Consider the following 11,815-nt stretch of genomic DNA (forward strand, 5'->3'; position numbering starts at 1 on the left):
ATATAATAAATTCTCGCAACAAACTTAGAACGCGGCAAGGACGATTGGCCAACATTTTCATTGAGTTAGACTAATCAAGCGCCTCTATTCAACAAGCGAGCTATATTAGCAACAACCATTTTTCTACATAGTTTTTGTTATGTAGGCAATCACAAGCTGAAGGTGGAAGACTTACATGAGTGCAGCAAAACCCCAAGGTACGATGCTCGGCCATCCTAAGGGACTGTTCCTGTTGTTTACAACTGAGTTATGGGAACGTTTCAGTTACTATGCGATGCGAGCCATCCTGGTACTATATCTCGTCGACGCAGTCCAATCACAAGGTGGTCATGGTCTAGGTTGGACCCAGGCCGACGCCCTAAATCTTTACGGTACATTCACAGGTCTTGTTTACCTAACGCCCCTCATCGGTGGTTGGCTCGCCGATACCTTCTTAGGTCAACGTAAAGCCATCATCATAGGTGGCGCCCTGATGGCCGCTGGTCAATTTATTCTGGGTACCCCTCATGCATGGGTACAAGGCATGGAAACCGAAGTCTTCTATGTCGGCCTAGGTATCCTCATCTTAGGTAACGGTCTGTTCAAGCCAAACATCTCTACCATGGTAGGTGACCTATACGAAGAAGGCGATCATCGCCGTGACGGTGCCTTCACCATCTTTTATATGGGTATTAACGTTGGTGCCTTCCTTTCAGGTATCATCGTTGGTTCGGTCGTCGCTTACTTCGATGGCAACTTCCAGGCAGGCTTCATCTGCGCCGGTATCGGTATGGTCATCTCACTGATCATTCAATTCCTGTTCGCGCAAAAGCTTCTTGGCGATATTGGCCGTACTCCAGCGGCTCAACTTGAAAAGCAAAGAGCAGCAGAAAAAGGTGAAGTTCGTAAAGAGCCACTAACCAAAGTTGAGCGCGATCGCATCAAGGTGATCATGATCATGGGTCTGTTTACCATCATCTTCTGGGCTGGTTTCGAGCAAGCCGGCGGCCTAATGAACCTGTTCACCAACGACTTCACCGACCGTATGATCGGTACCTGGGAAGTCCCAACAACTTGGTTCCAGTCATTGAACGCCATATTCATCGTGATCTTCGCCCCTGTAGTGGCTTCTATTTGGGTTCGTCTTGGCGACAGAGAGCCAAACTCACCGGTAAAATTCGCATTAGGTCTGGTATTACTCGCAACAGGCTTCCTGTTTATGATCGGTGCGGTACTGGAAATGGGTGGTGACGCTAGCGCCAAGTCAAGCATGTGGTGGTTGGTAGGCGCTTATTTCTTCCACACCATGGGTGAATTGTGTCTCTCTCCAATTGGTCTCTCTATGGTGACCAAACTGGCTCCGCTGCGTATCGCATCACTAATGATGGGTGCCTGGTTCCTGTTTGTTGCCGCAGCAAACAAGATTGGCGGTATTATCGGTTCATTCATCGGCCATGGTGGCGAGAAAGAAGAGCAGCTAGCCAACGCTATGTCTATCTTCGCTGGTATCGCGATCACCGCCGCACTGTCAGGCGTTATCCTCTACTTCATGGCAGATAAACTGGTTGACTGGATGCATGGCGCCGAAGATAGCCACCACACTGAAGAAGAAGCCTTAGAGGAAGAGATTGCAATTACTGCAGAGCATGAAGCAATCAAACGCTAATGGCTTTTCACCTGAAAAGAATGCTAATGGCTTATCACTAGCAAGTTAGCATCATAAAAAACGCCACATTAAGTGGCGTTTTTTATGTCTAGGGTTAAATAAAAATAAAACGATTCTTGAGAGAAAATTAGAAGCTCATCTGCACATAGCCGCCAGGGGCTACCTTGGGGCTGTAACTCAAACCAACAAACTCATCATTGAGTAACATCTCCCTATGTTCGGCGCTGCTTGAAACCACACACAGGCTCTCTCCCGGCATTAAATTTCTAAACTGAGTGCTGGGCTGGCCCCACTCTAGAATCCCCAATTGTAGCGCATCAGGCATTGCCAGCGGCATCAGCCCTTCTTCGTTGCGGATATAACACCTTAGGCCCTTACCCGCCTGCGCAATAGAAGCCCGATAATGGGTCAATTCAACGACCGCATAGACAATATCGACATAGATGTCCAAGCCCGACTTGCTCATCCGCTCATTAAGGTAACTCAGCATATTGAACGGCTCGATAACTGTTTCGGTATTGTCATTACGAAAACGCTTAAGCTTCTGATTGACGAAACTCTTTAGCAGCACGCTGGCAAATGCGCAGCGATTGTCTTGTGGCTGGAAATGCGCCATATACATGATGAGGTAACGCTCACCCACATTCACGCTATCGATAAAGTAGGCACTAACCTCATCATGTTTAAACAAGCTATAGTCAATCTTTGCCTTGGGGTAGTCGATCACAGAAGGGGGAAATAGCTGTTGCTGCACGCTCTTGGCGGCCTCGGCGTTTTGCTCGAGCAGGCTAAGATGCTCTTCTAGTTCTTGGTATGACAACTCGTCGAGATCTTCCAGCTGCACATCTTGCTGACTCGAGCCACCAACGCACTGACGAATCGCATTCTCGATAAGGCAGAGATCGTTAACCGGTTTAACCAGATAGTCATTAGCGCCGACTCTAAGCGCCTCAACCACATCGGCCATTACCTGATTGCCGGAGATCACGATTGAGAGGGTATCAGGCTTACGTTTGAGCATCTGCTTGAGCATATCCAGCCCGCCCAGAATAGGCATGCTGAGGTCGGCCAGCACGATATCGAAATCATGCTGACTAAATCTTTCTAATCCCTGCTGACCGTCATCGGCCTCGATAACGGTTGCACCACGATTAGTCAGGAAGGCGGCCACAATGCTGCGAAATACCGGGTCATCTTCCACTAACAGTATCACTAGATCTTCTAACGCCATTTAGCTTCCCCAGGCTCGCACTCTGGCTAAGCCGCAAAATCTAGTACATCCATATACGTCTAGATAAGCAACATCTTATCGCTAATTCCTTCGCCTATTATGAAACAATGGGTTATGCGGGACACTGATGTTAATCAAGCTCTGTCATGTATTCGTCGAGCAATTCGTCATCATCAGTCGACACGGGTATGTCGCCATCATAAACTTTATAGTCAAGATGCTGAAAATACGCTTCCTTAACAAAAGTGTAGGAGTCAAGTGCATTATCGACAAGTCTTTCTTGGTCAATTGCCGATGCGCGCCTATGGAGGTTTTTCAGCCCCCACTTGGCCAAGGATTGCCACATGGTGAGCTCAGATAGCGGGAAATAAAGCCCGTCCACCCAATCTGAGGCGATTTCACGGGTGACATAGGGGCCTAAGAAAGGCGCCATGAAATAAGGACCGTTAGGCACGCCGTAGTAACCGAGCACCTCGTTAAACTGATCCTGTTTTCGCGCCAGGCCCATCATGTCGGCAACATCGATCACCCCAAGTAAACCTATAGTGGTATTTATGGTGAATCGTCCACCGGCATTGGCTGCCCAGCCCCACTTACCCTGCAGGGCGTTGTTCACCATGGAGCTAGGTTCTTCGAAGTTAAGCACGAAATTGTTAACGCTCGTCTTTACCGGGCGAGGCAAGATGTCGTTGTAACCGTGGGCCACGGGGCGATAGAAATACTTATCGAGAAACTGATAGTTGAAATCCCACATGGCACGGTTAAAACCTTCCAGAGGATCACGCTCATCATTATAGATAATGGTCACTTCTGCGGCTGTGCTATCCGTTGCACTCTCATCGCTTGTGTCTGTTTGTGCCATCACCTGGGCACCAACCAATAGCAGACTCAACGCAATCCATTTACACTTCATATAAATTAGTTTCCTAATTAGTATTGAACACGGCTAAAGTCACCAGCTATTGTTGACGATAAAGTGTTAATACTAGACTACACAGTTTGGTTTTCCTTTTCAGATCGCTAAGGATACTCAGCAAAAGCGATAGGTCAAATTGAATTTTGTAATAAGACATTCATGGAGCATCAATTTGAGGTTCACATTTGAGTAATTCCCGTATCGACATGCCCGCCCCAGCTCTTTCTGGCGGTGATGCTCTAGCCCAAACAGACAAGAGCGCTCAGGCTAAAAATATTCCGGTAGAGATTGTATCGACTCCCCAAGGCGATAAGCTCAAGTTCAACCATCGCGAGCTGGCCATCACCTACCTTGACGCTAAAGATCAGCAAAACCTGAAACAAGATGCCATCCATCTTACAGTATTGACCCAATTAAGCGCCGCCGCTAATTCAACTTCTATGATGAATGCCAGCGTGCAGGCTCAGGGGCAGCCAACTTCCCTCCCCTTACCTAAGGGGCTGGTTGCCTATATCAATGCCAACCAGATAAGTCTGGAACAGCTCACCAACTTCGCCAACCGTCCCCAGGGCTATCCCCTCGGGGAGGTAAAAATAACGGCAAATCAGCTGTTTTTTAATGAATCGCAGCTTGTGAGGTTGCCAAGTCCCTCCATTGCCGATGGTCAATACCTAGCAAAAATTGCCATAGAAAATGGACGATTGACCCTAACGCTCACCCCAAAATTAGCAGAGGTCAATCTACAACTGACCCCCACAGGTAAAGATGCGCTGATGAGCAATGCCAACTCCCCCGCGCTCTATCTATCACCACCGTCATCCCAAGCGCTTATCAGCAAACCCGCGTTAGCCAGTGCTTACCACCAGTTAATAAATACCTTGGCAAAGACGCCGTTAACGCCTGAATCGTTAAACGGGATCATCAGGGAGCTCACCACGCCAAATCGTCCTGTTGATTCCTCATCGATTCTCATGCCAGGCAAGGCATCGGCAAACGCTACTTTGCCTAAAGACCTAATGGTTCAGATACCGCTTCGCAGTGCTCAATCGCCTGACAAGGCACCCGATAAGACAGCAGCGATTTTCGGCTCTCAGATCGGTAAAGCACTTATCTCAACGCCAACGTCAGATAATGCCTTGCTGGCCAGTGAGTCGAAAAATCCCCAAGGGGCGCTGTTGAAAGAAATAGCACAAATAGCCCAGAGCCGACTCTATCAAAACGTCAGCACTATGCTCGCAAATATCAGGCTCTCAAATATCAGGCTAACAGATAACAGGCTAACGGGAATTAGGCTCGAGGCGACGCCCCTTGAACAGGGAATGGCGAAAACTACGGCTCAGTTACGACAGCTCAGCCCCGCCGCGCTGGCTAAGCTGACAGCCCTAGAGAAACAAGCAGGGCTAATTTCGGCTACAGGCAAGTCGCCAGCAGCAAGAGATATAGGCCAAACGCAGTCATCCCCAAGAGGCTTACCCCCGAATGGACTCCAATCCAGTGATGTAGGGCATAGAGAGATAGGACATAGAGGCCTCAACCTCGCACTGGGTCAGATTGCAGATAAAGCCTTACAGGCACAAAAAGCCACTGCTCAGGGGCGAAACTTGCTGCAATTAGTACAGCAACTTCTGCCACTAGCCTTTCCTAGGCCCCTTAGCGAGTTAGCGAGTCCTAGCTCATTGAGACAGGAACTTATCGATAGCCTCGCCGGCATCGCTGCGCCCCCAGCGCCTGTCGCTAGCCTCGCCAGTATCACGAGTCACGCCGGCACCATAGGCGTGCTGTTTCAGCTACTCCTTGGCAGACAGGTAAAAACGCAAACGAGCGGCAAAGCATCTAGCCAGGTCCAAGGGCTGCAACAGCTCGCCTCGGGTAGTCAGCTACTGGGATTGCTCGAAAAAAGTGGCGGCCTAGAGTCGCTGGGCAAGTTAATATCGAATCTTTCCCTCTATCAGCAGGCGAGCAGCGACTCGCCACAATCGACGAATTGGTACTTTACCCTGCCCTACATGATTGAGCACAGACACGAAGAGCTTGAGGGGCATTTCAGCCAGGACGAGCAAGAGAAAAACAGCTCCCCTCATTGGCGGCTGCAGCTTAAGTTTAATCTCAGTCAGGCGGGGCTTTTGATCAATGCTGACGTGAAAGATGGTCGACTGAACCTGGGTTTTACCTCAGAAGATCAGAGCCTGCTCGACCGTATCGAACAACGACTCATGGGACTCGAAAAGAAGATTCAGGCCATCGGCATAACCCCAAACAAGATCCGCACTCAAGTCTCACAGGTGCCCGCCTCCTTACTTCCAGGTGAGCACTATTTGGTAAAGATAAAGGCCTAATGATGAGCTCAACAGACGATTTAGAAAACAAGTTACACGGTAATTCAGGCCATAACTCAAGTAGTCACTCATACAATAACCCACACAGGCCCACTCAGGCGACCGCCCTGCGCTACGACGGTAAATCGGCGCCGCAGATCACCGCCAAGGGTGAAGACTTAGTTGCCGAGGAGATCATTGCCATCGCCAAGGAGGCTGGCATCTATATCCATCAAGATGCCAACTTGAGTAACTTTCTGCAAAAACTGGAGATAGGTGAGGAAATCCCCAAAGAGCTGTATCTGCTCATCGCAGAACTCATCACCTTCGTCTATATGCTTGACGGTAAGTTTCCAGAACGCTGGGACAATATGCATAAGAGGATCATGCAAGAGGTGTAAGGACCAAAAAATTATACCAATCACAGTAAATATGTGATCAGAAATAGCGCAGGAAAAACACTTGAGAACAAAGCAGGATTTTTAGATAAGTAGTTATTCTACAATTAAAAATACTAATACAGTTATCGAGCGTTTTAACAAGCTAGAATGATTAATTATTTATTACGATTGGTATTAGCTAAGGAAGGTGCGAACAAGTCGTCGCACAGCTCTGGCTTTGATAGCAGCGACAGTTCAAGGCATTCAACTGAGGGCATGCCGAGGCCTGCGGAAGTTGAATAATGCCGAAATGGTGTTGCTATCAAAGCCCCGCAGGGCGAGGCTTACAGCGGTATTTGCTGCGTTACAGTTCTTGCGAAGGACTAGGGCCATTCGCTGCAAACTGTGCCTTGCATCTATCCACTTTAAGCACACGCAGAGCAAGCACNCGCACAGCTCTGGCTTTGATAGCAGCGACAGTTCAAGGCATTCAACTGAGGGCATGCCGAGGCCTGCGGAAGTTGAATAATGCCGAAATGGTGTTGCTATCAAAGCCCCGCAGGGCGAGGCTTACAGCGGTATTTGCTGCGTTACAGTTCTTGCGAAGGACTAGGGCCATTCGCTGCAAACTGTGCCTTGCATCTATCCACTTTAAGCACACGCAGAGCAAGCACGGGACTTATTCGCACCTTCCCTAAAAAAAGAGACCTAACGCTTACCATGTAGACGTAGCAAAAGCTCGGCCTCTGCCTTAGGCAGCTCACACTCCTTTACCAGCTCGTCGATATCGGCGCCGAGTTCGACCATCTTCATCGCTCGGGTATAGAGCCTGGCCTGAGGTTCATCCGCGACCGTCTCATCGATGCGGGCCTCCTGCTTGGTCACACGCTTTTCGAGCTCAAGCATGCGTCGACCAACCCCTATGGTGCCGGATCTCAGCTCCTGCAGCTCCTGCTTTACCGCCTCACGCTGTCGATCGTTCTCTTTAACCAGCAAGGTCAAGGCGTCTATCTTGGCTCTGAGTTTGTTGGTCAATTTCTGCTGATACAGCACCAAACCAAGACAGGCAACCACATACAGTAACGCCGCGATTAAGATCTCATCGCCTATCATAAAAGCCGACTCCATTATTTTTTACGCCTACACTCATCTAACTCTTTTCCACCACGAAAAAAGCCATCGAACGAGGCGACGGCTTTTTATCGTCAATGGCTAAGGGTTTAAAGCTGAGCCAGTTCCATCCACTCTTCATCTGAGAGTAACTTATCGAGATCCACCAGAATGAGCAATTCATTATCGCGATTACTCACCCCTTGAATAAACTTGGCACTCTCTTCTGTGCCCACGTTCGGCGCATTGTCGATCTCCGAGCCACGCAGATAGACCACCTCGGCGACGCTGTCGACCAGAATACCGATCACTTGCTTCTCCGCTTCGATGATCACGATACGGGTAGAATCATCCACCTCGGCAGAAGGCAGACCGAAACGCGAACGGGTATCGATCACTGTCACCACATTGCCACGAAGGTTAATGATCCCCAACACATAATGAGGAGCCCCCGGCACAGGAGCGATTTCGGTGTAACGCAACACCTCTTGCACCTGCATGACATTGATACCATAGGTTTCATTGTCTAAACGGAAGGTTACCCACTGCAACACTTCATCATCTTTACCTGCAGCAACTGCCGCGACGTTTTTTGCATCTGCCATATCAACCTCAGCCAATAGAGTCCTGACTACCTAAACCCAAATTTAATAATTCAATCAGTGCCTGCACATGTAAGATGCCGCACATCTGTTCTTTTACGACGCCAGCCAGCCAGGGGCGTTTGCCCGCTTTGCTACGCCAATTAACTTCTGACTTTAAAATTTTGACGGAATTCACCAGAGACTCACAGGCCAAGCCCCAATTACTGTTCTCTAGGAGTACAATATATTGGTAATCAACAGATTGCGCCAGCTTCTCGTCGTATTTTTCCGGCATCACCCAGGCGCCGGAATCGACAACATTGAGCTGCGAGTCCCTATGAGTTTGAACGCCAAGATACCAGTCTGGTCGTCCCATAATATGGTTAATTCGCTCCACCTTAACGATACCGCCAAGGCTTACCAGGGGCACGGCTAAGGTGAGACCCGCCACCTTGAAAAACAGCACCTGAAACTCTTCATCGAGCTGCTCAATCAACTGCTCAGTCACCCCGGGCGGTGTCGCCCCGGCTTGAGTCTGCATCGAGGTTGCCAGTTCGACCTTTTCGGCAACGGCTTCCTCTTGCTTAATACTAGCCGAAGTTTCTAATTTTTCTTCTATTTTTTCCTTAACTTGCGACAAAGGTTTCGCATGAGTAGCGGTTTCAACCTGTGCAGGCTTGGCCTCAACAGTGGCTGACTTAACCTGCTCGAGCGTCTTAAGCTCCTGCTTTGTTACAGTCTCGGTTGCTGTTTCAGTTTCTGTCTCAGTTTCTATCTCAGTCACCGGCGCCAGCAGTTGCTCGAGCGCGAGCTTATTCAGCGGCGGGGCGGCTTGGGTTATCACTGGGCGTGACGGCGCTTGCTGAGCCTGAATCTGGGTCTGTCGCTGCACTGCGGGGGCTTGTCGAGTCGCTAGCCCATCTTGGTTAGCCGTCGCTTTGCCGCGCTTTTCTTCATGCTCACCTGACGAAGCACTCTTTTGCTTAAGCTCCTCTCGCTCAAGCTCCTCTCGCTCAGGTTCCTCTCGCTCGGGTTCCGAGAGCAGCAGCGAAAAATAATCGAAAACCGCATCATCAGCCGAGTTTGACATGAGCAAACTCCTTGGTCAGCAGATGATCCAGCAATCTGTCATAGGCCTTCACGCCGCGAGAATGGCTGGCATAATGCGAGGCTGGCAAGTGCGCCAGGCTGGCATCACGAAACTTGGTATCGACCGGGATAACATCTGGCCAAAGCACATCACCATACTCCTCCCCTAGCTGCTGTAAGGCGGCTGGCGACGCCTTGGTGCGTCTGTCATACATGGTCGGAATAATGGTGTAACTGTAGTTGGTATTCTTAGAGCGTCCCATGAGTGTCATGGTTTTGACCATACGGTCTAGCCCCTTGATGGCCAAGAACTCTGTCTGTACCGGAATGATAATGTGTTCGCTGGCGGCAAGCGCATTGACCATCAGCACCCCTAATACCGGCGGGCAATCGATGAGGGCGACGTCATAATGCTCATCGACTAAACTAAGCAGGCGCTTAAGGATCAAGCCCATCCCTTCCTGATGGCCGAGTGAGCGATCCAGCGTCGCCAGGGCCATGGTGGCGGGCAGCAAATCGATACCTTCAACCTTAGTAGGCACAATATGGGCAAGCACCTGCTCTTGTGTCAGGCTCTTGTGCTTCAAAAACAGCTCATAGAGTGAGGCGGGCACCTCTTCGGAATCTATCCCCAGATAGTAGCCCAGGGACGCATGGGGGTCTGTGTCTATCATCAAGACTCGCTTGCCCCGCTTAGCCATGGCGCCTGCTAGGCTCGCCACTGTGGTCGTCTTGCCCACGCCCCCTTTTTGATTTGCTATGGTCCAGATCTTCAAGTAAAACCCCTTAAATCGCCGCGCGTATCGCCATCAGGCTATTGTTTTAATTATCTTCGCGAGTCGTGACTCGAATGCCGCCATGGGGCAGGCTTATTACTTTAACACCATCTTTATCTTCTGACAGCTTAACCGCTTGAGATGCCCCCTGACCACTCTGTTGCGCCTTATCTGTGGTGCTTGCCACCTTTTGCTCGGACTGAGATGGCACTTCCATAGGTAATAGAGGCGTTAACTCGTCCTGGTCATCAAGCGGTAGGCTTTTTGCCTCATGTCTGGCAATCGACTCGGGCACCTCTGGGCCAATCTCCACCCTCACCTGACTGCCAGGTTCCGCCTGCTTGATGATAGATTGAGTAAATTCAGGATTATTCTCCATCCAATCGGCCAAGGCCTCGGCCTGCTCGTCGGGCACCATCAAGAGCACCTGGGTCTTCTCGAGCTGAGCTATCTTATCCTCGAGCAGCTCATTCTTATGCCTTAGGTCGAGATAGAGTGAGCCAGTGACTAGACTGCTGACCAACAAGAGAAAAAACAGCAACAGCACAGTGGTGCTGACGCCCTGACGCTGCCTAGCCACGTCCACTCTCGCGTATGATGGCCTCGGCCATATCATCGAGCGCTATCGATTGACTCGAGATCCCAGCAGCAGTCACCGCCTGAGGCATACCGTAGACCACGCAGCTTGCTTCATCCTGGGCCCAGATGGTTGCACCGACGTTTTTAAGCATCCGCGCCCCTTCGCGACCGTCGGCGCCCATGCCGGTCAATACCACGGCCAGCGTCCCGCCACCGCTCAACTTAGAGGCCGAGGCAAAGGTAATATCGACACAGGGCTTGTAGTTCATATCCGCACTGCCGGCCACGATCTTAATGCGTCCATAGGTGCCGCCGCGTTCAAGCATCATCTGCATTCCGCCGGGCGCCAAATAAGCGCAGCCCGCCCTGAGTTGATCGCCATTCTGCGCCTCTTTCACTTCGATGGCACACAGGCCATTTAAGCGAGCCGCGAAAGCCGGGGTAAAGGCCGCCGGCATATGCTGGATCAACAAGATGGGATGAGGATAATTAGCCGGTAGCTTAGTCAAGATACGCTGCAGCGCAACCGGACCACCGGTCGAGGTACCGATCAGCAACAATTTATATTTCTTACCACTGGCTCTGGGAAGCGGCGCACTCGGGCGTGACGCCGGACGTTGTGGCTGCACACTCTCTCTAGACGGTGCAGTCCCTGTCGTGGCTGTAGGCTTTGGCGGTACACTTCGAGGCAGTATAGGACGAAACACCCGGCGACGGCCCAATGCCTTGATACGCTGCTGCAATAGAGAGATCGCCTCATCTTTATTAGTGGCGATATCTTCAAATCGTTTAGGAAGAAAATCTAATGCACCGGCCTCCAAGGCATCCAGCGTCGCCTTGGCACCATCATGGGTGAGAGATGAGAACATCAAAATGGGCGTGGGACACTTCGCCATGATCTCACGCACGGCACTGATACCATCCATCACAGGCATCTCGATATCCATGGTGATCACCTGTGGCTTCAACTGCTGCGCCAGCTTAACCGCTTCGGCACCATTTGAAGCCGTGCCTATGACCTCTAAATCCGCATCCTTGGTGACAATCTCACTGACTCGACGACGAAAAAAGCTTGAATCATCGACAACTAATACTTTTATGGCCATTCAATTTCCTATCTACAGCAGGATCCTTGCCGAAACAAGGCGTGATGCCTTTGGCATCACGCCGATCCGCTAGCTCGCTGTACC

The 11,815-nt window shown here is 50.4% G+C and carries 11 protein-coding genes; 3 read left to right on the forward strand and 8 right to left on the reverse strand.

What is annotated here, in order from left to right:
* Positions 1 to 175: 175 nt before the first annotated feature.
* Positions 176 to 1,645, forward strand: a complete 1,470-nt coding sequence (locus L1D47_RS13220; protein WP_239885462.1) for a peptide MFS transporter — start codon at positions 176 to 178, stop codon at positions 1,643 to 1,645.
* A 127-nt stretch (positions 1,646 to 1,772) separates the two neighbouring features.
* On the opposite strand, the gene L1D47_RS13225 is transcribed toward L1D47_RS13220, so the two are convergent.
* Together L1D47_RS13225 and L1D47_RS13230 are read right to left on the reverse strand one after the other, a co-directional pair.
* Positions 1,773 to 2,876 carry a response regulator gene (locus L1D47_RS13225; RefSeq protein WP_239885463.1) on the reverse strand — a complete coding sequence of 368 codons (1,104 nt, stop codon included), beginning with the start codon at positions 2,874 to 2,876 and terminating at the stop codon, positions 1,773 to 1,775.
* A 130-nt stretch (positions 2,877 to 3,006) separates the two neighbouring features.
* Positions 3,007 to 3,789: a VacJ family lipoprotein gene (locus L1D47_RS13230; RefSeq protein WP_239885465.1), complete on the reverse strand. Its 783-nt coding sequence runs from the start codon at positions 3,787 to 3,789 to the stop codon at positions 3,007 to 3,009.
* Between the two features lie 188 nt (positions 3,790 to 3,977).
* Between L1D47_RS13230 and L1D47_RS13235 the strand changes: the two genes are divergently transcribed.
* Together L1D47_RS13235 and L1D47_RS13240 are read left to right on the forward strand one after the other, a co-directional pair.
* Positions 3,978 to 6,128 (forward strand): hypothetical protein, encoded by a 2,151-nt coding sequence (locus tag L1D47_RS13235; protein ID WP_239885467.1) that lies wholly within the window; start codon positions 3,978 to 3,980, stop codon positions 6,126 to 6,128.
* Positions 6,128 to 6,508: an EscU/YscU/HrcU family type III secretion system export apparatus switch protein gene (locus L1D47_RS13240; protein ID WP_345778769.1), complete on the forward strand. Its 381-nt coding sequence runs from the start codon at positions 6,128 to 6,130 to the stop codon at positions 6,506 to 6,508. Before L1D47_RS13235 ends, L1D47_RS13240 begins: the two co-directional genes overlap by 1 nt.
* 687 nt (positions 6,509 to 7,195) lie before the next feature.
* Here the strand turns inward: L1D47_RS13240 and L1D47_RS13245 are convergent.
* The 6 genes from L1D47_RS13245 to L1D47_RS13270 all read right to left on the reverse strand — a co-directional run bounded on the left by L1D47_RS13245 (position 7,196) and on the right by L1D47_RS13270 (position 11,731).
* Positions 7,196 to 7,597 (reverse strand): DUF2802 domain-containing protein, encoded by a 402-nt coding sequence (locus L1D47_RS13245; RefSeq protein ID WP_152619159.1) that lies wholly within the window; start codon positions 7,595 to 7,597, stop codon positions 7,196 to 7,198.
* A 110-nt stretch (positions 7,598 to 7,707) separates the two neighbouring features.
* On the reverse strand, positions 7,708 to 8,202 hold the full coding sequence (locus L1D47_RS13250) for a chemotaxis protein CheW (RefSeq protein WP_011865192.1): 495 nt from the start codon (positions 8,200 to 8,202) through the stop codon (positions 7,708 to 7,710).
* A 7-nt stretch (positions 8,203 to 8,209) separates the two neighbouring features.
* Complete coding sequence (locus L1D47_RS13255; protein WP_239885469.1) at positions 8,210 to 9,271, reverse strand: chemotaxis protein CheW; 1,062 nt, start codon at positions 9,269 to 9,271, stop codon at positions 8,210 to 8,212.
* Positions 9,255 to 10,046 carry a ParA family protein gene (locus L1D47_RS13260; protein ID WP_239885471.1) on the reverse strand — a complete coding sequence of 264 codons (792 nt, stop codon included), beginning with the start codon at positions 10,044 to 10,046 and terminating at the stop codon, positions 9,255 to 9,257. The genes L1D47_RS13255 and L1D47_RS13260 overlap by 17 nt, the downstream gene beginning before the upstream one ends.
* A gap of 46 nt (positions 10,047 to 10,092) precedes the next feature.
* Complete coding sequence (locus tag L1D47_RS13265) at positions 10,093 to 10,626, reverse strand: membrane anchored protein in chemotaxis locus (RefSeq protein ID WP_239885473.1); 534 nt, start codon at positions 10,624 to 10,626, stop codon at positions 10,093 to 10,095.
* Entirely contained in the window at positions 10,619 to 11,731 is a 1,113-nt protein-coding gene (locus L1D47_RS13270) for a chemotaxis response regulator protein-glutamate methylesterase (protein WP_239885475.1), read from the reverse strand. The genes L1D47_RS13265 and L1D47_RS13270 overlap by 8 nt, the downstream gene beginning before the upstream one ends.
* Between the last annotated feature and the right edge of the window lie 84 nt (positions 11,732 to 11,815).

Source organism: Shewanella sp. Isolate7 (genome assembly GCF_022398425.1).
Classification (GTDB): domain Bacteria; phylum Pseudomonadota; class Gammaproteobacteria; order Enterobacterales; family Shewanellaceae; genus Shewanella.

What these genes read in the sequence shown, in the direction of transcription:
- L1D47_RS13220 (WP_239885462.1), top strand. Translation starts at nt 176, where the DNA reads ATGAGTGCAGCAAAACCCCAAGGTACGATGCTCGGCCATCCTAAGGGA.
- L1D47_RS13225 (WP_239885463.1), bottom strand. Translation starts at nt 2,876, where the DNA reads ATGGCGTTAGAAGATCTAGTGATACTGTTAGTGGAAGATGACCCGGTA.
- L1D47_RS13230 (WP_239885465.1), bottom strand. Translation starts at nt 3,789, where the DNA reads ATGAAGTGTAAATGGATTGCGTTGAGTCTGCTATTGGTTGGTGCCCAG.
- L1D47_RS13240 (WP_345778769.1), top strand. Translation starts at nt 6,128, where the DNA reads ATGATGAGCTCAACAGACGATTTAGAAAACAAGTTACACGGTAATTCA.
- L1D47_RS13250 (WP_011865192.1), bottom strand. Translation starts at nt 8,202, where the DNA reads ATGGCAGATGCAAAAAACGTCGCGGCAGTTGCTGCAGGTAAAGATGAT.
- L1D47_RS13255 (WP_239885469.1), bottom strand. Translation starts at nt 9,271, where the DNA reads ATGTCAAACTCGGCTGATGATGCGGTTTTCGATTATTTTTCGCTGCTG.
- L1D47_RS13270 (WP_239885475.1), bottom strand. Translation starts at nt 11,731, where the DNA reads ATGGCCATAAAAGTATTAGTTGTCGATGATTCAAGCTTTTTTCGTCGT.